The organism is Pseudomonas sp. p106 (genome assembly GCF_003936645.1).
Taxonomy (GTDB): domain Bacteria; phylum Pseudomonadota; class Gammaproteobacteria; order Pseudomonadales; family Pseudomonadaceae; genus Aquipseudomonas; species Aquipseudomonas putida_E.
The window spans coordinates 51,383-71,916 of the sequence record NZ_RHQR01000015.1 but is presented as its reverse complement, the minus strand read 5'-3'; the positions used below and the strand labels follow the sequence as shown (position 1 = coordinate 71,916).

The 20,534-nt window shown below is 63.2% G+C and carries 21 protein-coding genes; 10 read left to right on the top strand and 11 right to left on the bottom strand.

Annotation, left to right across the window (positions count from 1 at the left end; genetic code table 11):
- Positions 1–10: 10 nt before the first annotated feature.
- Positions 11–2,194 carry a patatin-like phospholipase family protein gene (locus EGJ09_RS18430; protein ID WP_125924521.1) on the bottom strand — a complete coding sequence of 728 codons (2,184 nt, stop codon included), beginning with the start codon at positions 2,192–2,194 and terminating at the stop codon, positions 11–13.
- Positions 2,195–2,260: 66 nt separating this feature from the next.
- Between EGJ09_RS18430 and EGJ09_RS18425 the strand changes: the two genes are divergently transcribed.
- Positions 2,261–2,542 carry a SelT/SelW/SelH family protein gene (locus EGJ09_RS18425; protein ID WP_125924520.1) on the top strand — a complete coding sequence of 94 codons (282 nt, stop codon included), beginning with the start codon at positions 2,261–2,263 and terminating at the stop codon, positions 2,540–2,542.
- On the opposite strand, the gene EGJ09_RS18420 is transcribed toward EGJ09_RS18425, so the two are convergent.
- Positions 2,543–3,433 (bottom strand): DMT family transporter, encoded by an 891-nt coding sequence (locus tag EGJ09_RS18420; RefSeq protein ID WP_115274145.1) that lies wholly within the window; start codon positions 3,431–3,433, stop codon positions 2,543–2,545. It abuts the gene before it with no gap.
- A gap of 110 nt (positions 3,434–3,543) precedes the next feature.
- On the bottom strand, positions 3,544–4,317 hold the full coding sequence (locus EGJ09_RS18415) for an AraC family transcriptional regulator (protein ID WP_125924519.1): 774 nt from the start codon (positions 4,315–4,317) through the stop codon (positions 3,544–3,546).
- Between the two features lie 126 nt (positions 4,318–4,443).
- Between EGJ09_RS18415 and EGJ09_RS18410 the strand changes: the two genes are divergently transcribed.
- Positions 4,444–5,256: a UDP-2,3-diacylglucosamine diphosphatase gene (locus EGJ09_RS18410; RefSeq protein ID WP_046785412.1), complete on the top strand. Its 813-nt coding sequence runs from the start codon at positions 4,444–4,446 to the stop codon at positions 5,254–5,256.
- A gap of 15 nt (positions 5,257–5,271) precedes the next feature.
- Here EGJ09_RS18410 and EGJ09_RS18405 read toward each other — a convergent pair whose 3' ends face one another.
- Positions 5,272–5,583 carry a DUF962 domain-containing protein gene (locus tag EGJ09_RS18405; RefSeq protein WP_008091834.1) on the bottom strand — a complete coding sequence of 104 codons (312 nt, stop codon included), beginning with the start codon at positions 5,581–5,583 and terminating at the stop codon, positions 5,272–5,274.
- Positions 5,584–5,738: 155 nt separating this feature from the next.
- Here EGJ09_RS18405 and EGJ09_RS18400 point away from each other — a divergent pair, with 155 nt between their 5' ends.
- Positions 5,739–6,800 (top strand): AraC family transcriptional regulator, encoded by a 1,062-nt coding sequence (locus EGJ09_RS18400; protein ID WP_012315624.1) that lies wholly within the window; start codon positions 5,739–5,741, stop codon positions 6,798–6,800.
- On the opposite strand, the gene EGJ09_RS18395 is transcribed toward EGJ09_RS18400, so the two are convergent.
- Positions 6,757–8,211 carry a TrkH family potassium uptake protein gene (locus EGJ09_RS18395; RefSeq protein ID WP_115274146.1) on the bottom strand — a complete coding sequence of 485 codons (1,455 nt, stop codon included), beginning with the start codon at positions 8,209–8,211 and terminating at the stop codon, positions 6,757–6,759. The two genes, EGJ09_RS18400 and EGJ09_RS18395, sit on opposite strands and share 44 nt — an antisense overlap.
- A gap of 181 nt (positions 8,212–8,392) precedes the next feature.
- Between EGJ09_RS18395 and EGJ09_RS18390 the strand changes: the two genes are divergently transcribed.
- Positions 8,393–8,950 carry an NAD(P)H nitroreductase gene (locus EGJ09_RS18390; RefSeq protein WP_046785411.1) on the top strand — a complete coding sequence of 186 codons (558 nt, stop codon included), beginning with the start codon at positions 8,393–8,395 and terminating at the stop codon, positions 8,948–8,950.
- Between the two features lie 130 nt (positions 8,951–9,080).
- On the opposite strand, the gene EGJ09_RS18385 is transcribed toward EGJ09_RS18390, so the two are convergent.
- From EGJ09_RS18385 to EGJ09_RS18365, 5 genes are all read right to left on the bottom strand, one after another.
- Positions 9,081–10,421: a HAMP domain-containing sensor histidine kinase gene (locus tag EGJ09_RS18385; RefSeq protein WP_046785410.1), complete on the bottom strand. Its 1,341-nt coding sequence runs from the start codon at positions 10,419–10,421 to the stop codon at positions 9,081–9,083.
- Between the two features lie 58 nt (positions 10,422–10,479).
- Positions 10,480–10,896: a Spy/CpxP family protein refolding chaperone gene (locus tag EGJ09_RS18380; RefSeq protein ID WP_039604113.1), complete on the bottom strand. Its 417-nt coding sequence runs from the start codon at positions 10,894–10,896 to the stop codon at positions 10,480–10,482.
- Between the two features lie 141 nt (positions 10,897–11,037).
- On the bottom strand, positions 11,038–11,715 hold the full coding sequence (locus EGJ09_RS18375) for a response regulator transcription factor (RefSeq protein ID WP_046785408.1): 678 nt from the start codon (positions 11,713–11,715) through the stop codon (positions 11,038–11,040).
- A gap of 78 nt (positions 11,716–11,793) precedes the next feature.
- Positions 11,794–12,093, bottom strand: a complete 300-nt coding sequence (locus EGJ09_RS18370; RefSeq protein ID WP_039604111.1) for a YciI family protein — start codon at positions 12,091–12,093, stop codon at positions 11,794–11,796.
- Position 12,094: 1 nt separating this feature from the next.
- Complete coding sequence (locus tag EGJ09_RS18365) at positions 12,095–12,688, bottom strand: septation protein A (RefSeq protein WP_046785407.1); 594 nt, start codon at positions 12,686–12,688, stop codon at positions 12,095–12,097.
- A gap of 67 nt (positions 12,689–12,755) precedes the next feature.
- On the opposite strand from EGJ09_RS18365, the gene EGJ09_RS18360 reads away from it, so the two are divergent.
- The 6 genes from EGJ09_RS18360 (at position 12,756) to EGJ09_RS18335 (ending at position 19,399) form a co-directional block, all read left to right on the top strand.
- Complete coding sequence (locus EGJ09_RS18360; protein WP_046785406.1) at positions 12,756–13,616, top strand: PHP domain-containing protein; 861 nt, start codon at positions 12,756–12,758, stop codon at positions 13,614–13,616.
- 13 nt (positions 13,617–13,629) lie between these two features.
- Positions 13,630–14,259 (top strand): L-threonylcarbamoyladenylate synthase, encoded by a 630-nt coding sequence (locus EGJ09_RS18355; protein WP_039604644.1) that lies wholly within the window; start codon positions 13,630–13,632, stop codon positions 14,257–14,259.
- Positions 14,260–14,384: 125 nt separating this feature from the next.
- A complete protein-coding gene (locus EGJ09_RS18350; RefSeq protein WP_177433170.1) occupies positions 14,385–15,110 on the top strand; it encodes a ScpA family protein in 726 nt (241 codons plus the stop codon).
- Positions 15,097–15,876, top strand: a complete 780-nt coding sequence (gene scpB / locus EGJ09_RS18345; RefSeq protein WP_115274151.1) for an SMC-Scp complex subunit ScpB — start codon at positions 15,097–15,099, stop codon at positions 15,874–15,876. The genes EGJ09_RS18350 and scpB overlap by 14 nt, the downstream gene beginning before the upstream one ends.
- Before the next feature lie 227 nt (positions 15,877–16,103).
- Positions 16,104–17,168: a 23S rRNA pseudouridine(2605) synthase RluB gene (rluB, locus tag EGJ09_RS18340; protein WP_125924517.1), complete on the top strand. Its 1,065-nt coding sequence runs from the start codon at positions 16,104–16,106 to the stop codon at positions 17,166–17,168.
- Between the two features lie 809 nt (positions 17,169–17,977).
- On the top strand, positions 17,978–19,399 hold the full coding sequence (locus EGJ09_RS18335) for an amino acid permease (protein ID WP_161871241.1): 1,422 nt from the start codon (positions 17,978–17,980) through the stop codon (positions 19,397–19,399).
- Between the two features lie 100 nt (positions 19,400–19,499).
- Here the strand turns inward: EGJ09_RS18335 and EGJ09_RS18330 are convergent, their stop codons facing one another.
- Positions 19,500–20,384, bottom strand: coding sequence for a LysR substrate-binding domain-containing protein (locus tag EGJ09_RS18330; protein ID WP_046785402.1), 885 nt, complete (start codon positions 20,382–20,384; stop codon positions 19,500–19,502).
- Between the last annotated feature and the right edge of the window lie 150 nt (positions 20,385–20,534).

The following is a 20,534-nucleotide window of genomic DNA, read 5'->3' as shown; positions in this document are numbered from 1 at the left end:
GGCTTCAGGCTCAGAACGTATTGCCCAGGTTCAAGTAGATTGCCTGCTCATCCGCGCTGTTGGCCCCATAGCTGAGGCTCAACGGCCCCAGTGGCGTGTCCAGCCCCAGGAAGATACTGGCGGCATTGATGTAGCCACTGTCGAACTCATTGTCGTTGTTCCACGCCCGTCCGCGCTCGAGTGACCCGCCTATGTACAGCGGGAAGTCCAGCGGCAGATAGGAACGCGGCGTGAGGCGGCGGTAATAGACCATGCGCAGCAGGCTCACGTTCTGCCCGGATACCGAGTCCTGGCGGAACCCGGACAGTTGCCGTGCCCCGCCAAGCACAAAGCTCGACGTCACGACTTCGGTGTCGTCGAGCGTGCGTCCATACCCACCACCGAGCACCAGCGTGTTCGGCCCGCTGCTCAAAGCCTTGTCCAGATTGAACATCCACTGGCGATAGTCCGCGTCCGAGTCCAGCGATTTGTCGTATTTGCGCAGGGTCAGGCCTATGTTCTCGCCACTGTGCGGGAAGTACACATTGTCGAGCGTGTCGAACGAGTATTTCAGCTCGTAGAAACCTTCGTTGAAACTGACCTTGGGCAGGTCCTGTTCACCAATGCGCACCTCGGCCTCGCCCCAGGCCTTGCCCGCACCCAGGCGCACTTCGCCATAGGTGCCGATCTGGCGGCCGACGTTGAGACCGAAACCGTAGCGCTCGAGGCGGTATTCGGCTACTGGGTCGCTGTCCAGGGTGGCTTCGATGTTCTGCGAGCCGAAGTCCAGATAGGGGGCGATGAAGTAGCGTGAGCCCACGTCAAGCGGCTGGTAGAACTCGCTGTAGAGCTCCTGCTTGTCACCGATCTGCGCGCGCGTCAGCCACTCGGCGCCCAACTGGTTGATACCATTGACCCGATAGCTGGCGCCCAGGTTGAAGGCGCTGTCGCCGCGCAGGTCGTCCGACAGGTTCAGGCCCAGGCGCAGGTAGTCGGTGCCGCCGCGCTTGCCACGGGCGTTGATCACCAGGGTGTTGTCGTCGCCTTTATGGACCACGCGGTATTGCACGCGGTCGAAGTAGTCCAGGCCATACAGGGTGCCCATGTCGGTTTGCAGGCGGTCGAGCTCCAGCGGTTCGCCGATCGGCTGGCGGATGTAATAGCGGATCACGTCATCGCTGACCTTGGAATCGTTCTCCACCTTGATGGCCGTGATCACCGGGGTGCGCTGGCGCGGTGAGCGTGCCATGGCCAGTTCGGCATCGCCTTCAGGCTGGCGCAGGGTGGCCAGGCGAGGGTAGAGCAGGCGGGTTGCACGGTAGCCGGCCTCGATCATGTCGCGCGCGCGGCCGAAGTCGGTGACGCCGAACGCGGCCAGCTGTGGCTGGATGAGGATGTCATCCCTATGCAAACTGGCCAGTTGTTCTTCGGAATTGCGCCGTGTCATCAGGGTGATCGACTGGTTGAGTACATCCACCACCGTGGCCAGTTGCTTGCGGTCACGCAGCGGGGTGCCGATATCGACGACGATGGCCAGATCAACGCCCATGTCCCGGGCCACATCCACGGGTATGTTGTCGACCATGCCGCCGTCCACCAGCAGGCGCCCATCAAGCTCGACCGGGGCGAACACCGCCGGGATCGACATGCTGGCGCGGATCACCTGGGGCAGGTGGCCGCGGCGGAATACCACCTTCTCGCCGCTGGCGATGTCGGTTGCCACGGCGCGGAACGGTATTGGCAACTTGTCGAAATCGCGGGTATCGGCGGTGTGGGCCAGCTTGCTTTCCAGCAGCAGTGCGAGGTTCTGGCCCTGAATCACCCCAAGTGGCAGGCCAAGGCTGCCGTCGTCTCGAAAACTCAGCTTCTGCTTGACCAGAAAGTCGCGGTCATCTTGCTTGCGCCGGAAGGGCACGTCCTTGCGCGGTGGGGCATCGGACAACGCCTGCTGCCAGTCGAGCGTAGTGGCGAGTTTTTCCAGCTCCTCGACGCTGTAGCCGGACGCATACAGGCCGCCAACCACCGCGCCCATGCTGGTGCCGGCGATGGCGTCGATGCGCACGCCCTGTTCCTCCAGGGCCTTGAGCACGCCGATGTGGGCCAGGCCACGGGCGGCGCCCCCGGAGAGTACCAGGCCGACCTTGGGGCGTGCCGCCTCGGCGAGCACGGTGAAAGAGCTGAGCGTCAGCAAAAGGCAGAACAGCAGGCGGCGCATCGTGAGTCTCAAACAGGGGGTTAAAGACCGCTAGTATAAGCGGCCCCTACCTGGAGAAAGCGCACCATGGCCGACAACAAGCCGGAAATCGTCATCACATATTGCACGCAGTGCCAATGGCTGCTGCGCGCCGCCTGGCTGGCCCAGGAACTGCTCAGCACCTTCGCCGACGACCTGGCCCGGGTGGCGCTGGAGCCCGCTACCGGCGGCACCTTCCGCATCACCTGCAATGGCGTGCAGATCTGGGAGCGCAAGGCTGACGGTGGTTTCCCAGAGGCCAAGGTGCTCAAGCAGCGCGTGCGTGACCAGATCGACCCGCAGCGCGACCTTGGGCACAACGATCGCTGATCAGGCGCCCTCGGCCACGGTGCGTGGCTTGGGCGGCTGCTCGGCGCCAAGGCGGCTGGAAAGCACAATGGCGAAGATGATCAGTGCACCGCCCAGCAGCATGCGCAGGGTTGGTGTTTCGGCGAACACCATCCAGGCAACAGCGATGCCGTAGACCGGTTCCATGCCGAAAACCACCGCGGCAGTGCGTGCCTTGATCACTGCCAGGCTGGCGACGAACAGGCTGTGGGCGACGCCCGTGCAGAAAACCCCTAGCAGGGCGATCCACAGCCAGTCCATCGGCTTCACCGCGCCCAGGCCATGCACGGCGAACGGCAACAGGCACAGGCCGACCACGAGGTTTTGCCACAGCGCTGCCTGTACGGCGGGCAAGCGCCCCGAGCCTGCCCGGTTGGTCAGCGACAGCAGCGAGAACAGCAAGCCGGAAAGCAGCGCCCACAGCAGTCCGCCCGTGGCTTCGCTGGCCAGGTCGAAAGACGGCGTCACCAGAACCAGGCCGATGCTCACCAGCAATACCAGCAGTGCTTCGTTGCGGCGGATGCGTTCACGGAACAGCACCCCTTCAAGCATCACGGTAAACGCCGGGAAACTGGCGAAGCCGAGGGTGGCGATAGCCACGCCACCGACTTTGACGGCGATGAAGAAGCTGACCCAGTGGCCGGCCAGCAGCACACCACCCAGCAAGAGGCGCTGTACGTCCTGGCTGCGCAGGCGCTGCCAGCCTGGGCCGGCGAGGCTGGCGAACAGCGCAAGGGCGAGTACGGCGAAGGCGGCACGGCCGAAGACGATGATGGCCGGGCTGGCGCTGGCGGCCAGTTTGCCAAACACGCCGGTCAGGCCGAAGAACAGTGCGCCGATGTGCAGGGCGCCCAGGGCTGTACGGTGGTTCATGGTGGTCCTTTGAAATGCGTTTGTTCAGTCGCGGACTTTTTGTGCGTTTACCCGAAGAGGCCGGGACAGGCACAGTGTAAAGCTCCCCACAAACGCGGTCTGTCGCCACCCTAGCGTTCTTTGTCGCCAGACGCTCGTCGCAACCCCCCGGGTGTGCAACCAAAGGCCCGCAGTATCGCCGCCGAAAACGCACTCTGCGAGCTGTACCCCACTCGCGCGGCGATCTCGCCCATCGGTAGCAATGTGCGGGTTACCAGCTCGCGCGCTTTGAGCAGGCGCCGCTGGCGAATGTAGTCCATCGGTGTCATGCCGCACTCGGCAGTAAATCGTGCATGCAACCGCGCAGTGGACAACCCGGCGATTCGCGCCAGGTCGGCCACCTGCAGCGGGTGGGCTGCGTGCTGCTCGATGTGACCGTCGAAGGCAGCATAAGGCAGGCGATGGCTGGGTGTGATGTTGGCTGCCGGCGCCGGGTTGAGGCAGGCCAGCAGCAACGCTGCCCCTTGGCGGGCGATCAGCGGATCGTCCACCGGGCTTGCCGCCAGCCAGTCCACCAGTTGCTGCTGGCGAGGGTCCAGGCCCAGCGCGGCAGAGCGGTCCAGCAGGCGCCGGCTGGCGTTGGCATGCTCGCCGAGTTGCTCGTCCAGCCAATCATCGCTCGGTACATCGAGGACCAGGCAGTGGCTGCCGGCATCGCTGCCACAGGTGTGATGGGCGCCGGCCGGCACAACGATCAGGCCTTGACGGTCGATCCGTGCCCCATGCCCTTGCACCTCGAAGTCCAGCCGGCCGCGCAGGCCGAACACCAACTGTGGGTGGTCGTGGCTGTGGGCGATCACGTCGTCGCGGTAGTGGCGAAGGGAAAGAATCGGGCCGGCGGTCATGGTGGGTCCTCGCAGGGCAGAGCGCCATTGTGCCGTATTCCTGGCTGGCCAGCACCGATCACATCGCTGCCACCAGCCTGTCATGTGCGGATGCCAGTCTCCAGCAAACAGCGCCGGAGCCCGCCCATGACCCATGCCGAACTCTCTCGCCCGTCACGCAAGCAGCGCGTACGCACCCTGTGGATATCTGACGTGCATCTGGGCACCCGCGACTGTCAGGCCGAACACCTGTCGCGCTTTCTCAAGGGCTACCAGGCCGACCGTATCTATCTGGTCGGTGACATCATCGATGGCTGGAAGCTGCGCGGCGGTATCTACTGGCCGCAGGCCCACACCAACGTGATCCGCCGTTTGTTGACCATGAGCAAACGTGGCACCGAGGTGATCTACGTGACGGGCAACCATGATGAGTTCCTGCGGCGCTACTCCAGGCTGGTCCTGGGCAACATCCAGTTGGTGGACGAGGCCGAGCATCTCACCGCTGATGGTCGTCGGCTGTTAGTGATCCATGGTGACCAGTTCGATGTGATTACCCGTTATCACCGCTGGCTAGCTTTTCTCGGTGACCGTGCCTACGAATTCACGCTGGTCCTCAACCGCTGGCTCAACCACTGGCGGGCCCGCTACGGTTATGGTTATTGGTCGCTTTCGGCCTACCTCAAGCACAAGGTCAAAGGCGCGGTGAACTTCATCAGCGATTTCGAGGATGCCATTGCCCATGAGTGCACCCGTCGCGGCTTTCACGGGGTGGTGTGCGGGCATATCCACCATGCCGAAATCCGCAAGGTCGGGGATGTGGATTACCTCAACTGTGGCGATTGGGTGGAATCCTGCACTGCGCTGATCGAGCATTGGGATGGCAGTATCGAGCTGTACCGGCTGGCCGACGCACAGCTACGGCAGGCAGAGGGCGTTGCGGGGTTGCGCGAACCTGCGTGATAGGCATCCGAGAAACTATAGGCTGATCCTGCCCAGCAGAATGTCGCGGAACATGGCGAAATCGCCAATCAGGCTGTACAGCGGATGCTTGAAGGTTGCCGGCCGGTTTTTCTCGAAAAAGAAGTGCCCGACCCAGGCAAACCCATAGCCGAACAGCGGCACTGCCAGTAGCAGCAGCCATTTGCCGCTGCCGATCGTGTACGCCAGCAGGGCGATCACCAGGCTGGTACCGACAAAGTGCAGGCGCCGGCAGGTGGGGTTGCTGTGCTCCCCCAGATAATAGGGGTAGAACTCGGCAAAACTGCGAAACTGCGCTGTGCTGTTCATGAGCAGTGCTCCAGGATTGACACTTTTTGACAGGATACACGGCGTGGAGCCTGAATCGAGTCTAGAGTCATTGGCGGAGCCTACCAGTGACAATAGGCGCCAAATGAGTATCCTTGAGGTTAACCGCATGAAGCGGTCAGGATAAGAAGCCTGTCATGAGTGAGAGAACCACGTCAGCCAGCTGGGCATCAGGGATTGTGAAGGCGCTCGAGCTGGAAGGGCTCGACTGCCCGGCCATGTTCGAGCAACTCGGCCTGGATTTCGCTGCCCTCGACGACCCCGATGCGCGGTTCCCTCAGGATTCCATGACCCGCCTTTGGCAACTGGCTGTAGAACTGTCGGGCAATGAAGCGATCGGCCTGAACATGGCGCGGGTGGTCAGGCCGGCTTCGTTCCATGTGGTGGGCTACGCCTTGATGTCCAGCCGCACCCTGGCTGAAGGTTTCGAGCGCCTGGTGCGCTACCAGCGCATCATCGCTGAAAGCTCCGACCTGAGCTTCCGCCTGGGGCCTGAGGGGTATTCGCTGATCCTCACCGTGCACGGTGATCACCTGCCACCGACACGGCACAGTGCAGAGGCTTCGCTGGCCTGTGCGCTGGCGCTGTGCAAGTGGCTCAGCGGGCGGCCCATCCAGCCGCGGCGGGTGCTGATCCAGGGGCCTCAACCCAAGAACGTCGAGCCCTACAAGGTGGCTTTCCATTCCCCGCTGGTGTTCGGTGCGCCGCACGACGCGCTGGTGTTCGAGCGCGCCGACATGGAAGCTGCGCTACCGACCGCCAATGAGGCCATGGCCATTCTGCACGACCGGTTTGCCGGGGAATATCTGGCACGCTTCTCTGAAAGCCGGGTGACCCACCGGGTGCGCCAGGTGCTTTGCCGCATCCTGCCTCAGGGCGAACCCAAGCGGGAAACCCTGGCCCAGGCGCTGCACCTGTCCCAGCGCACCCTGCAGCGCCGCTTGCAGGAAGAGGGCACCAGCTTCCAGGCATTGCTGGACGACACCCGTCGCGAGCTGGCAGAGCAGTACCTCGCCCAGCCCGGCATGACCTTGCTGGAAACCGCCTACCTGTTGGGGTTCGCTGACCCGAGCAACTTCTACCGGGCCTTCCGCCGCTGGTTCGACGTCACCCCCAGCGAGTATCGCGCCCGTCTGGGCGCGGACCCCGAGGTGGTCAGTGACGCCAGAACGCCGGCATGCACAGCACCAGCACCGTGATGATCTCCAGGCGGCCGAGCAGCATGCCGCCGGCAAGAATCCACTTGGCAGCGTCTGGCAGCATGGCGTAGTTGCCTGCCGGGCCGATCACATCACCCAGGCCCGGGCCAACGCCCGAAACGGTTGCGGCGGCGCCGGTCAGTGCGGTCATCCAGTCCACGCCCAGCAGCGACAGTAGCAACGCCATGACGCAGATGGTGATCGCGAAGAAGAACGAGAAGGTCAGGATCGAGCGCACGATCTCTTCGTCCAGGCGATGGCCGTTGTATTTCTGTTTGATCACGGCGCGTGGGTGAATCAACTGGTTGAGGCTGGCCTTGAGCAGGATGTAGGCCACCTGGAAGCGGAAGATCTTGATACCGCCGGCGGTCGAACCAGAGCAGCCACCGACGAAGCCCAGATAGAAGAACAGCATCAGCGAAAAATTGCCCCACAGGCTGTAGTCGCCCAGGGCGAAACCGGTGGTGGTGATCACCGAGGTCACGTTGAACGCCACGTGGCGCAAGGCATCGAGCCAGTGCAGGTTGGTAGTGGCCCAGTACCAGGTACCCAGCACCAGCCAGGTGACCACCAGCAAGCCAAGCAGCCCCTGGACCTGCTGGTCGCGAATCAGCGCCTTGCGGTTGCCGCGCAGGGTCGCCACGTACAAGGCGAAGGGCAGGCTGCCAAGGATCATCACTACCACCGCGACCCAGTGCACGGCAGGGATGTCCCATTTGGCGAGGGACTGGTCGGAGGTCGAGAACCCCCCGGTGGAAATGGCCGACATGGCATGGTTGATGGCGTCGAACGGCTTCATGCCGGCCCACCAGAAGGCCAGGGCGCCCAGCACCGAGAAGCAGACGTACACCCCGACGATCGACTTGGCGACCATGTGCGAGCGCGGCATGACCTTCTCCGAGCGGTCGGACGATTCGGTCTGGAACAGGCGCATGCCACCGATGCGCAGCAGCGGCAGGATCGCCACCGCCATGGCGATGAAGCCGATACCGCCGAGCCAGTGCAGCATCGAGCGCCACATCAGGATGCCCGGCGACATGGTGTCCAGCCCGCTGAGCACGGTGGCACCGGTGGCAGTGATGCCGGACATGCTTTCGAAGAAGGCGTCGGTGTAGCTGATGTGCTGGGTCAGCAGGAAGGGCAGGGCGGCGAACACGCCTACCACCAGCCAGCTGCTGACGGTCAGCAGGTACATGTCGCGCGGGCGCAGGTGCACATGCTCCGGGCGGCCCTGGATGATCAGGAGCAAGCCTGCCACGAAGGTGATCAGGCTTGACCAGAGGAACGACGGCATGTCGCCGGTACGTTCGAAGACCACCAGCGTCGCCATGGGGACGACCATGCTGACCGCCAGGGTGATCAGGAAGATGCCGATGATGAAACCAATGATCCTTAAGGTCGGCAACGCCATGTGATCTGCTCTGACTCTGAACGGAAGGGCGCCATTCTACCTGTGGGTCTGGCAGCTGCAAGCTGCGAGCTACAAGCTGGAAGAAATGGCCGTGTGCACCGGGCGGCTTCTGCTTGGCGCTTGCAGCTTGCAGCTAGCAGCTTGAGAATGGCCGCACATTCAACTGCCAGGAGGGTAGCCGATGGAGGCTCTCGACGCATTGCTCAACCGTGTATCCGTGCCACGCCTCACTGAACCTGCGCCAAATGCCGCCCAGCGCGAGGCGCTGTTCCAGGCTGCGCTGCGCGCGCCCGATCACGGCCAGCTGCGGCCATGGCGCTTTCTGACCATCGAAGGCCAGGGCCGCGAGAAGCTCGGCGAGCTGTTTGCCGAAGCGGTGCAGAACAAGGGCGATGCTACCCAGGCTGCGCTGGACAAGGCCCGCGCCATGCCGTTGCGTGCGCCGCTGCTGATCGTGGTGATCGCCAGGCTGCAGGACCACTACAAGGTGCCGATGTCGGAGCAGCGCCTGGCGGCAGGCTGTGCGGCGCATGGCATCCTGATAGCCGCACATGCCCAAGGTATCGGTGCAGTGTGGCGTACCGGCGACATGGCCTTCGATGCCCATGTGCACAAGGGCTTGGGGCTGGGCGAGAACGAAGAGTTGATCGGTTACCTGTATGTCGGTACGCCGATGGCCGAGCCGCGTACTGCACCGGTTCTGCAAACCGCCGAGTTCGTCAGCGCCTGGGGCGAATGACGCCAGGGGCCACTGTGCGGCCCAATCGCCGGCAAGCCGGCCCACTGGGTTTGCGCTGAGCTGGAGAGCAGCGAGGTACCTGTGGGAGCCGGCTTGCCGGCGATTGGGCTGCAGCGCAGCCCTCTCGGATTCAACTGCCAATCTCCACTTCCAGCGGCAATTCCAGCCGGGCGACAAAACCGCCCTGTGGGTGGTTCTCCAGTACCAGCCTCCCGCCATGGCGCTCCGCCGCCTTGCGCGCAATCGCCAGCCCCAGGCCATGCCCGGGTGCCTCCTGCCCGGGGGCACGGAAGAACGGCTCACCCAGCTGCGCCAGGTGCTCCGCCGACACCCCCGGCCCATGGTCACGCACACTCACGACGATGCGCCCCTGCTCACGCCCGGCGCGCACCTCGATCGGCTGCCCCTGCGGATTGAAACGCAAGGCATTGCGCAGCAGGTTGTCAACGGCACGCTCGATCAGCGTTGGCCAGCCTTGCAGCGTCAAGCCCGGTTGCGCCTCCAGCCGAACGTCCTGCTCTGGTGCGCTGAGCTGTGCGTCCTTGCGCACGCTGCCCAGCAGGGCGTTGAGGTCGACCGTTTCGGCGTGAGACTGCTCAGCATCGACCCGGGCCAGCGTCAGAATTTCGCTGATCAGGTCTTCCAGCCGGTCACATTCGCGGGTCAGACGCGGCCACAAGGCTTGGCGCTGCTCGGCTTCAGCCCGTTCGGCAAGCGCCAGGGCGATGCGCAGACGCGCCAGCGGTGAGCGCAGTTCGTGGGAAACGTCGCGCAGCAACTGGCGCTGGCTGCCGATCAGGCTCTGCAAGCGGGCACCCATCTTGTTGAAGTCCTTGGCCAGCACGCCGAACTCATCACGCCGTGCAGCCAGGCGCGCCAGGCTGTTTTGCTGGTAGCTGGCCTGGCCAAGGTCGTGCACCGCACTGCGCAGGCGGCTCAGCGGGCGGGTGATGGACAGGGTCACCAGCAGGCTGAACAGGGTCAGCACCACCAGGGCTATGCCCAGGGCGCTCAGTGGCCAGAGCAGGCTCTCGCGGTGCCAGGCGTCCAGTTCCGGGTGTGGAATACGGTAGATCAGTAGGTACGTCTCACCGCTTTCGGGGCTGGTGTACTCCTCGGTCAAGCGACGCCAGGGCAGGCGGCGCTCGTCATTGTGCTGGCGTGCCTCGAAGGCTGCGGCGCGGCGCGGGAAGGTACCGGGTACCACGGCCTCGCCACTGTCGTCGAGCACCTGTACATCGATCTTGAAGCGCTGCTTGCGTCGTTCGAGAAAATGCTGAGCCGACGCCAGGCCTTCGTGTTCATAGTGCTTGACCCAACGGCTGGCGAGCGTACTGAGACCGGGGTGGCGGCTGAGTATCCAGGCATCCTGGTTGAGCATATGGCCCAGCAGGATCGACAGGCCTGCGACCAGGGTGATAGCCAGCCAGAAACTGGCCAGGATGCGCCAGAACAGAGAACGCAAGAGCACCTCCTAAACGGGAAAAGCCCGGCGCGCTTGTGGGCGGGCCGGGCATTGGTGGGACAGCTTACTGGGCCTTGCCGGCTTTTTCAGCTTTCCAGGCCTGGAATTCCTTCCATTCAGCCTTGCGTGCTTCACGCGCTTTTTGCAGTTCGTCGAACTTCTTCTGCTGCTCTGGCTTGAGCAGGGCACGGACCTGGCTATCGGTCTTGTCGTGGCTGGCCTTCAGTTCGTCCTTCATGGCCTTCTGGTCCGCTGCCGGCAGTTTGGCCAGGTAGCGTTCGGTGATGTCGCGGCGGTTTTTCATCTGGTCGCCCATCAGCTTGCCAATCTGCTGGCGCTGGTCGCGGCTCAGGTCCAGCTGGGCGAAAGGCGCGTCACCGCGATGATGCGGGCCGTCGTGACGCGGGCCGCCTTCTGGCATGGCCATGGCCACGGTCGGCAAGGCAGCGGCGAACATCAGGGCGATCAAGGTCTTGCGCATGGTGTCTCTCCTGTCATGGGCCGGTGGTTACCGGATGAGCTCAGTCTAGGGAGATCAAGGTCAAGCGCAGTCAGCGAACGGTAAAGGCTGGGTAAAGAAAGCGCTGCGATCTTCAAGCTGCAAGCTTGCAGCTGCCCCTGCCTACAGGCTGTAGTAGTAGCCGCGGCTACGCAGTGCGACGATGCGCGGGCGGCCGTCGGCGTGCGGGCCGACCTTCTTGCGCAGGTTGCTGACGTGCATGTCCAGGCTGCGATCGTAAAGGGTCAGCTTGCGGCCCAGGCCGATCTGCGCAAGCTCCTGCTTGTCCAGCGGCTCGCCTGGCTGGCGCAGCAGAGCTTCGAGGATACGGCTTTCAGACAGGGTAAGGGTCATCTCGCGGCCATCGATGCTGACCACGCCGCGCACGGGGCTGAAGGCCAGGTCGCCGATCTCCACCTGTGTAGTGGTAGCGGTCGGGTGGCTGCGGCGCAGCACTGCGCGCAAGCGGGCGGTCAGCTCACGCGGGTCGCAGGGCTTGGCCAGGTAATCGTCAGCGCCCAGTTCCAGGCCGAGAATGCGGTCCAGCGGCTCGCCGCGGGCCGACAACATCAGCACCGGCAGCTCTGCATGGTCGCTGCGCAGCTGTTTGAGCAGCTCAAGGCCGCTACCGTCAGGCAGCATCACGTCGAGCACTACCGCTGCCGGTGCATGTTCGGCCAACGCTCGGCGCGCGCTCTGGCCATCATGGCAGGCGCGGACGGCAAAACCTTCCTGGGTCAGCCAGCTGCCGAGCAGCTCGCAGAGTTCCTGGTCATCATCAATCAGTAACAGCTCGCTCATGACTCACTCAATTCAAATCGACGGCGTCTGACGCGCTCGCCAGTGGCAAAGATACCGCAGACGCCGACAATTTATCGATCAGGGCAAGACTTGCTTGAAAGGTTTGACGATGACCTGGTCGTAAACGCCCGCTGCAATGTACGGGTCGGCATCGGCCCAGGCCTGGGCAGCGCTGAGGGAATCGAACTCGGCGACGATCAGGCTGCCGCTGAAACCGGCTTCACCCGGGTCGTTGCTGTCGATGGCCGGGTGCGGGCCGGCCAGTACCACGCGGCCTTCGCTTTGCAGCTGCTTGAGGCGTTCGATGTGCGCCGGGCGTGCGGCCAGGCGTTTTTCCAGGGAATTTGCGACGTCGCTGGCAATGATGGCGTAAAGCATGTCAATCCTTGGGTTTGGAGGTAGACGGAGTGTCGTGCAGGTGGCGCGACAGGTACACGCCCTGCGCCACCAGGAATATCACGGTCATGCCCAGGCTGCCGAAGACTTTGAAGTCGACCCAGAACTCCTGGAAGGTGAAGGCGACGAACAGGTTGGCCGCGCCACAGAACAGGAAAAATGCGATCCAGGCCAGGTTGAGTCGGGTCCAGATGGCATCGGGCAGGGTCAGGGCGTGGCCCATGATGCGCTTGATCAGCACCCGGTCCCCGATGAAGTGGCTGCCGGCAAAGCCCAGGGCGAACAGCCAGTTGACCACCGGCGCCTTCCACTTGAGGAAGGTCTCGCTATGGAAGGTCAGGGTCAGGCCGCCGAATACCAGGCAGGCGACCAGCGTCAGCCATTGGCCTTTCTCCAGCCTGCGCTGGCGCAGGAACAGCGCGCCATACACCACCAGCGAGCTGATGATCAGCATCGCCGTGGCGCTATAGATACCGCCGAATTCGAAGCTGTGCCCTGCCACTTCCATGGGGCGGGGGTCGAGCTTGTAGACGATGAAGAACAGTAGCAGCGGGATGAAATCGATGAATTGTTTCACAATGGCAGCCAGAATCGGGATGTGGCGGCATAATAACAAACATCGAATCCAGCGGTAGCGCTCCTCTATGAATGTTGATCTGCACTGTCACAGCACGGCCTCCGACGGCGCCCTGGCGCCCGCGGTCCTGGTCGCCCGGGCCCAGGAGCACGGGGTGCAGACGTTGGCACTGACCGACCATGACACCCTTGAGGGCCTGCCCGAGGCCCGCCAGGCCTGCGTCGAACGGGGCATGCGCTGGGTCAGCGGGGTGGAGCTTTCGTGCACGTGGGGGGGCGCGACCATCCATGTACTGGGGTATGACTTCCCGCTTGAAGCCCCGCCGCTGCTCGAAGCGATCGAATCCCTGCACCGTGGCCGCTGGCTGCGCGCCGAGGAAATCGACAAACGGCTGGCGGCCAAGGGCATGCCAGGTACCCTCGAGGGTGCCCGCGCCGTGCAGCAGGAGTTGGGCGACAGCGGTAACGCACCGGCACGGCCGCATTTTGCCGAGCACCTGGTGCGCGCAGGCCACGTCAAAGACCGTGGCGAAGCGTTTCGCAAGTGGTTGGGGGCCGGCAAGCTGGGTGACGTCAAGCTGCATTGGCCGACGCTCGAGGAAACCGTTGCCACATTGCGCCAGTCCAACGCCTGGGTGAGCCTGGCCCATCCAATGCACTACGATCTGACCCGCAGCAAGCGCAGGCGCCTGATTGCCGACTATATTCAGGCAGGTGGGCAGGCGCTTGAAGTGGTCAATGGGATGATGCCTGCCGAGCAGGTGGGCACGATGTCCATCCTCACTCGTGAGTTCGGCCTGCTGGCAAGCGCTGGCAGCGATTTCCACGGCCCCGGCACCTGGGGCGAGATCGGTGCCTACCGGCCATTGCCTGAGGATCTGCCACCTCTGTGGCGCCGATTCAGCCATGAACAACCTATGGCGATATGAACAGGAAGACTTCGTGAGCCAATTTTTCCAGATTCATCCGGAGAACCCCCAGCCGCGGCTGATTCGCCAGGCGGTGGAAATCATCCGCAAGGGCGGTGTGGTCGTCTATCCGACCGACTCGGCCTACGCACTGGGATGCCAGATCGGTGACAAGGCAGCGATCGAGAGGGTTCGGCGTCTGCGCGGTTTGGACAAGACCCACAATTTCACCCTGATGTGCTGCGACATGTCGCAGTTGGGCCTGTACGCGAAGGTCGACACCGGCACTTTCCGTCTTCTCAAGGCGCATGTGCCCGGCCCCTACACGTTCATCCTCAATGGCACCCGCGAGGTGCCGCGGCTGTTGTTGCACGAGAAGCGTCGCACCATCGGCCTGCGGGTTCCGGACCACGGCATCACCCTGGCACTGCTGGCAGAACTGGGTGAGCCGCTGATGAGCGTGAGCCTGATCCTGCCCGGTGATACCGAGCCGATGACCGACCCCTATGAAATTCGCGAGCGCCTGGAGCATCACGTGGACCTGGTCATCGACGGCGGTTTCGGCGACCTGAAGGCCTCGACCATCATCGACCTGTCTGGCGACGAGCCCGAACTGATCCGTGAAGGCTGCGGCGACCCCACGCCATTTCTGGTCAACGCGTGAGCCAGATGGAGATACCCGAGGCTGCGGCCATCGAAGCCGAACTGCCTCAACAATTGCAGTTGGCCCTGGTTTACGGCGAAGCCCTGACCGAGATGCCGGTGGACCTTTACATTCCACCGGACGCGCTGGAGGTCATCCTCGAGGCCTTCGAAGGCCCACTCGACCTGCTGCTTTATCTGATCCGCAAGCAGAACATCGACATTCTTGACATCCCCGTGGCGGAGATTACCCGCCAGTACATGGGGTACGTCGAGTTGATGAAAAGCGTGCGCCTGGAGTTGGCCGCCGAATACCTGGTGATGGCTGCCATGCTCGCCGAGATAAAGTCGCGCATGTTGCTGCCACGTTCCGCCGAGGTCGAGGAGGAGGAAGGCGACCCGCGTGCCGAGCTGATCCGCCGCCTGCAGGAGTACGAGCGTTTCAAGGCCGCGGCCGAAGGCATCGACGAACTGCCGCGGGTTGGCCGTGACGTCGTGGTGCCGCGCCTTGAGGCGCCCCAGGCCAAGGTGCGCAAGCTGTTGCCCCAGGTCAGCCTGGAAGAGTTGCTGGTTTCGATGGCCGAGGTCATGCGCCGCAACGACCTGTTCGAAAGCCACCAGATCACCCGTGAGACGCTGTCTACCCGCGAGCGCATGAGCGAAGTGCTCGAACGGCTGAAGGGTGGCGGCTTCGTGCCTTTCGTGGAGCTGTTCATGGCTGAGGAAGGCAAGCTGGGTGTGGTGGTCACCTTCATGGCAATTCTTGAGCTGGTGAAGGAATCGCTGATCGAACTGGTGCAGAATGAGCCTTTCGCCGCGATCCATGTCCGGGTGCGTGCCGAGTCTGTCGAAGAACCTGATGAATCTGAATGAACCCCGCGACCTGGCGTCGCTGATCGAGGCGTTTCTGCTTGCCTCAGGCAAACCGCAATCTCTTGAACGGCTGTACGAGCTGTTCGAGGAGGCCGAGCGCCCTGAGCCGAAGGTATTCAAGAAAGCCTTGGACGTGCTCGGCAAATCCTGCAGTGGCCGGGCCTTCGAGCTCAAGGAAGTGGCCAGCGGCTATCGCCTGCAGATTCGCGACAATTTCGCGCCGTGGGTGGGCCGCCTGTGGGAAGAACGCCCGCAGCGCTATTCCCGTGCGCTGCTCGAAACCATGGCCTTGATCGCTTACCGCCAGCCCATCACCCGTGGCGAGATCGAGGACGTGCGGGGTGTTGCGGTCAACAGCAACATCATCAAGACCCTGATGGAGCGTGAGTGGATCCGGGTAGTTGGCCACCGCGAGGTCCCTGGGCGGCCGGCGATGTTCGCCACCACCAAGGCGTTTCTCGATCATTTCAACCTCAAGAGCCTGGACGAGTTGCCGGCCTTGGCCGAGCTGCGCGAAATGGAGCCGGAGCCGTTGCTGGACCCGGATGATGCACCGGTGCCGGCGCATTTGCAGGCGTTGGCCGATGCCAGCCTGGCCGACGAGGAGGCGGTCGCCGAACCTAAGGAGGAGACGAGCTTCCGTAGCCTGCTGGTGGAACTGGATGCGATGGAGGAGGGGCTCAAGACCGATTTCGATGATTTGCCAGAGGAAGATGCGCCAGAGCCTGAGGTCGCGGTTGAGGATCAAAACAAGTTGCAGCCCTGAGACTTGGGCGCATGGATTACAGGCGCTGCGCGGCGTGGTGGGCGCCGGCTTGCCGGCGATGAGGCCGGCCCTTTCATTACAAAACCACTGGGCAGAAAACCACTCCACCCCCTGAAAACCCTCTAAGCTCCAGTGCGTTCCCCTTTGGAACCGCGTATGATGCGCGACCTTTTGGCGCGTTCGTCGCCAGAACCTCTGTTTTCATTCCTACACCGGGAGGTGCCCAGATGAGTGAGCAAGACCTGCAAAATACCGAAAACACCCCGCCAGCCGGCGAAAAGCTGCAGAAAGTGCTGGCGCGCATCGGCGTGGGTTCGCGCCGTGACGTCGAAGCCTGGATCAGCCAGGGCCGCATCAAGGTCAATGGCGTCGCGGCCACCCTCGGCCAGCGCGTCGACCTTCACGATGCCATCGCTGTCGACGGCAAGCTGATCAAGCGCGAAGAGGCCGCTGAGGCCACGCGCCGGGTGATCATGTACAACAAGCCCGATGGCGAGATCTGCACCCGTGACGATCCGGAAGGCCGCCCGACCGTGTTCGACCGCCTGCCGCGGCCGAAGGAAGGCCGCTGGATCAACATTGGCCGACTCGACATCAACACCACCGGTCTGCTGCTGTTCACCACCGACGGTGAACTGGCCAACCGCCTGATGCACCCGTCCTACGAGATGGACCGCGAATACGCGGTGCGTGTGCGTGGCGAGGTCGACGACGAGATGATCGAACGCCTGAAGGCGGGCGTGATGCTTGAAGACGGCCCGGCCAAGTTCACCGACATCCAGAAGGCCCCGGGGGGTGAAGGTTTCAACCACTGGTACCACTGCGTGGTGATGGAAGGTCGCAACCGTGAGGTGCGCCGCCTGTGGGAATCCCAGGGCATGGTGGTCAGCCGCCTCAAGCGCGTGCGTTTTGGCCCGGTGTTCCTCAACTCCGATCTGCCGATGGGCCGCTGGCGTGAAATGACCCAGGGCGAAATCGACATCCTGGCCGCTGAAGTGGGCCTGCAGCCGGTTGCGCTGCCTGCCATGAACCTTAAGGCCAAGGACAAGATGGAGCGCCTGCAGCGCAAGTCGACCCGGCCCATGGGGCGTAGCGAGCGCGTGCGCAGCCTGCGCCCGGCGCAGGAAGCCGCAGCTGCCGAGCGTCCGGCTCGCCAGCCGCGTGAAGAGGCGCCACGCAAAGGCAGCCGCGGCAGTGCGGTGGCTGAGCGTCCAAGCGAGATGCGCAAGCGCCCGGCCAAGCCCGACGGTGATAAGCCGGCAGGGCGTGGTCGCGGCAAACCGCGTGGCTGATCGGCTCAGGCCGTGATCAAAGCGCCAGCTTTCGGGCTAATGCCAGTCAGTTAAGCGATTTGGGGCCGCTGTGCGGCCCATCGCCGGCAAGCCGGCTCCCACAGGTTACAGCGCAAACCAAGAACTGCGCGGTTCCTGTAGGAGCTGGCTTGCCGGCGATGGGCTGCGTAGCAGCCCCAATAACGCTGACTGGCAGGCACTAGCCTTCGGGCTGGCTTTTTTTCGTCTGCAGTTTTGTGTGGGCCTCACCGCGCGCCAAGATGTTGAAGAAAAAGAATTTTTCGGACGACTGGCAAGTTTTCAAACCGCCCTGTAAAGAAAACTGTACGAATTGCCCCGGTTTCTCTTGCTGGGCACCTTCTCTGTAAACGGATCTTGCCGCTCCCGCAGCTCAAGAGCCCCGCCTGCGCCGCCAGCCCTATTGCTCAACCCCCCGTCCCACGCTGATATAGCGACCATTGCCGTGTGCAAAAGCCCGTCCGAAGAGCCGGGCCTATAGAACAACAAATGGAGGCGCCATGTACGCCGATCACTCCGCCTTTCAGGGCTTCCTACCACAGGATCGCTGCGTTTTTTCCGAGGAAACGACGCAACGCGTTGACGCCTGCGCGCTTGCAGGGGTATACAGTGCGCCGCGTTTTACCTGTGACTCTCTTGCGTACCGCGCACTCTTGCTCACACCTGGCTGATCCGCTGCGGCGGCGACTGTGTTCAAGAAACCAAGGTAACCACCTTGCCCATTCCGCTGCGCCACGAGCGCGGTGGGTCCGATTCCGTCACAGATAAAAACAATGCAGGTGACTTCGTTCATGAGTGAACACAACATGCATTCAGGCGAGCTCAAGCGGGGCCTGAAGAACCGCCACATCCAGTTGATCGCCCTTGGCGGCGCGATTGGTACCGGCCTGTTCCTTGGCTCGGCAGGCGTGATGAAATCCGCCGGCCCGTCGATGATCCTGGGCTACGCCATCTGCGGCTTCATCGCCTTCATGATCATGCGCCAGCTTGGTGAGATGATCGTCGAAGAGCCGGTGGCCGGTTCGTTCAGCCACTTTGCCCATAAGTACTGGGGCGGTTTCGCCGGTTTCATGTCGGGCTGGAACTGCTGGGTGCTGTACATCCTGGTGGGCATGTCGGAGCTGACGGCGGTCGGCAAGTACATTCACTACTGGTGGCCGGAGATCCCGACGTGGGTCACGGCAGCGGGCTTCTTCCTGCTGATCAACGTCATCAACCTCATGAACGTGAAGGTGTTCGGCGAAGCCGAGTTCTGGTTCGCCATCATCAAGGTCGCGGCCATCGTCGGCATGATCGGCCTGGGCGCCTACCTACTGACCAGCGGCAGCGGCGGCCCCGAGGCTTCGGTGACCAACCTGTGGGCGCATGGGGGCTTCTTCCCGCATGGTGTCAGCGGCCTGGTCATGGCGCTGGCGTTCATCATGTTCTCCTTCGGGGGGCTGGAAATGCTCGGCTTCACTGCAGCCGAAGCCGACAAGCCGAGAACCGTGATCCCCAAGGCCATCAACCAGGTCATCTACCGCATCCTGATCTTCTACATCGGTGCGCTGGTCGTTCTGCTGTCGCTGACCCCGTGGGACAGCCTGGTCGCCAGCATCGATGCTTCTGGCGGCAGCTACGGTAGCAGCCCGTTCGTTCAGGTGTTCTCGCTGCTGGGCAGCGATGTGGCCGCCCACCTGTTGAACTTCGTGGTCCTGACGGCGGCACTGTCGGTGTACAACAGTGGTACCTACTGCAATGCCCGCATGCTGCTGGGCATGGCCGAGCAAGGTGATGCCCCCGCAGCCCTGGCCAAGGTCGACAAGCGCGGCGTGCCGGTGCGTTCGATCCTGGTGTCGGCAGCCGTTACCCTGATTGCCGTGCTGCTCAACTACTTCATGCCGCATGATGCGCTGGAGCTGCTGATGTCGCTGGTCGTGGCGACCCTGGTGATCAACTGGGCCATGATCAGTTACTCGCACCTGAAGTTCCGCCAGCACTTGGACCGCACCGGCCAGAAGCCGCTGTTCAAGGCCCTGTGGTACCCCTATGGCAACTACATCTGCCTGGCATTCGTGGTACTGATCCTGGGCATCATGCTGCAAATCCCGGGCATCCAGGTTTCGGTGTATGCCATTCCGGTGTGGGTGCTGGTGATGTTCGTCTTCTACATCATCAAGTCCAAGCGTCGTGAGCTGGGCAATGGCGCAGCAGCCGGCACCGCTACCAAGTAAGCGCAGCGGGCGGTGAACGAAACCCGATGTCAGGTGGCTGGCATCGGGTTTTTTATGCGCCGCCTCGCCGGCGACAGGGTCTGTGAACGCAGGAAAGCACTCAGATCTGCTCGAGCAACCAGCCACGAAACGCCCGCAGCGAGGGCAACGCTTCGTTCCTTGGCGGATAGATCAGGTAATAGCTGCGCTGGCTGGCGAACGCCGTACCAGGGCTGAACAGCTCGCCTTTGGCCAGCTCCTCGTCCACCAGTATCCGCGGCACCAAGCCGATGCCGATCCCTGCACGTACCGCCTGGATCAGGTGTGACGTCAGCTCGAAACTCGGCCCCAGGCGCATCGCCCGGTGCGGCAGGCCATGGTGTGAAAACCACTCGCCCCAGGCATGTGGATTGTTGGCAACGTTGAGCAGCACCTCGGCGCTGATACGTGCCGGGTCCCAACCCTGGCCGTCGATGTTGGCTTGCGGTGGCAGGATCACCACCAGTTCCTCGGCATGCAGCCGATGGCAGATCAGCCCCGGCAGGTCATGGCTGGCCACGCCGATGGCGGCATCGATCTCGCTGGTGTCGAAGTTGATCGCTTCGATCCGCGAATGAATATGCACCAGCATGCCCGGGTGGGCGCTGTAGAAGGCATGCAGGCGCGGCAGCAGCCACTTGGAGCCGAAGGTGGGCAAGGTCGCCAGGCGCAGCGTGCCGACCCCGGACTGGTAAGCCAGGGCCTGCAAGGTGGCGCTGCGGATGCGGCCCAAGGCTTCGCTGAGCTCGCGCTGGTACAGCCGGCCCACGTCGGTGAGTTGTACCTGGCGGCCTTCGCGGCGGAACAGGGTCAGCCCGAGTTGCTGTTCCAGCGCCTGCACCTGGCGGCTGACCGCGCTCTGGGTCAGGGACAGTTCGGCAGCTGCGCGGGTGTAGCTTTCATGCCGGGCGGCAGCCTCGAAAGCCAGCAGCAATGACATGGAGGGTGTGAGGTGGCGGTAATTCATTCATAAAAGTCATTGATAGCGGCAGGATTATCCGTTTGCCCCTGGGGCGAAACTACAGGAACATTGGCCTATTCGTCATCCTGGCATGGCTCAACCCATGCCAGGGCGACAGGATTCCCGTGAATTAGCCCATATCAAGAGGCCATCCTT

Excerpts from the sequence above, each read along its gene's own strand:
- EGJ09_RS18390 (WP_046785411.1), top strand. The coding sequence starts at position 8,393 with ATGGAGGCTCTCGACGCATTGCTCAACCGTGTATCCGTGCCACGCCTC.
- EGJ09_RS18410 (WP_046785412.1), top strand. The coding sequence starts at position 4,444 with ATGACCCATGCCGAACTCTCTCGCCCGTCACGCAAGCAGCGCGTACGC.
- EGJ09_RS18420 (WP_115274145.1), bottom strand. The coding sequence starts at position 3,433 with ATGAACCACCGTACAGCCCTGGGCGCCCTGCACATCGGCGCACTGTTC.
- EGJ09_RS18335 (WP_161871241.1), top strand. The coding sequence starts at position 17,978 with ATGAGTGAACACAACATGCATTCAGGCGAGCTCAAGCGGGGCCTGAAG.
- EGJ09_RS18400 (WP_012315624.1), top strand. The coding sequence starts at position 5,739 with ATGAGTGAGAGAACCACGTCAGCCAGCTGGGCATCAGGGATTGTGAAG.
- EGJ09_RS18405 (WP_008091834.1), bottom strand. The coding sequence starts at position 5,583 with ATGAACAGCACAGCGCAGTTTCGCAGTTTTGCCGAGTTCTACCCCTAT.
- EGJ09_RS18415 (WP_125924519.1), bottom strand. The coding sequence starts at position 4,317 with ATGACCGCCGGCCCGATTCTTTCCCTTCGCCACTACCGCGACGACGTG.
- rluB (WP_125924517.1), top strand. The coding sequence starts at position 16,104 with ATGAGTGAGCAAGACCTGCAAAATACCGAAAACACCCCGCCAGCCGGC.
- EGJ09_RS18370 (WP_039604111.1), bottom strand. The coding sequence starts at position 12,093 with ATGCTTTACGCCATCATTGCCAGCGACGTCGCAAATTCCCTGGAAAAA.
- EGJ09_RS18430 (WP_125924521.1), bottom strand. The coding sequence starts at position 2,194 with ATGCGCCGCCTGCTGTTCTGCCTTTTGCTGACGCTCAGCTCTTTCACC.
- EGJ09_RS18395 (WP_115274146.1), bottom strand. The coding sequence starts at position 8,211 with ATGGCGTTGCCGACCTTAAGGATCATTGGTTTCATCATCGGCATCTTC.
- EGJ09_RS18380 (WP_039604113.1), bottom strand. The coding sequence starts at position 10,896 with ATGCGCAAGACCTTGATCGCCCTGATGTTCGCCGCTGCCTTGCCGACC.
- EGJ09_RS18360 (WP_046785406.1), top strand. The coding sequence starts at position 12,756 with ATGAATGTTGATCTGCACTGTCACAGCACGGCCTCCGACGGCGCCCTG.
- EGJ09_RS18330 (WP_046785402.1), bottom strand. The coding sequence starts at position 20,384 with ATGAATTACCGCCACCTCACACCCTCCATGTCATTGCTGCTGGCTTTC.
- EGJ09_RS18425 (WP_125924520.1), top strand. The coding sequence starts at position 2,261 with ATGGCCGACAACAAGCCGGAAATCGTCATCACATATTGCACGCAGTGC.
- scpB (WP_115274151.1), top strand. The coding sequence starts at position 15,097 with ATGAATCTGAATGAACCCCGCGACCTGGCGTCGCTGATCGAGGCGTTT.
- EGJ09_RS18375 (WP_046785408.1), bottom strand. The coding sequence starts at position 11,715 with ATGAGCGAGCTGTTACTGATTGATGATGACCAGGAACTCTGCGAGCTG.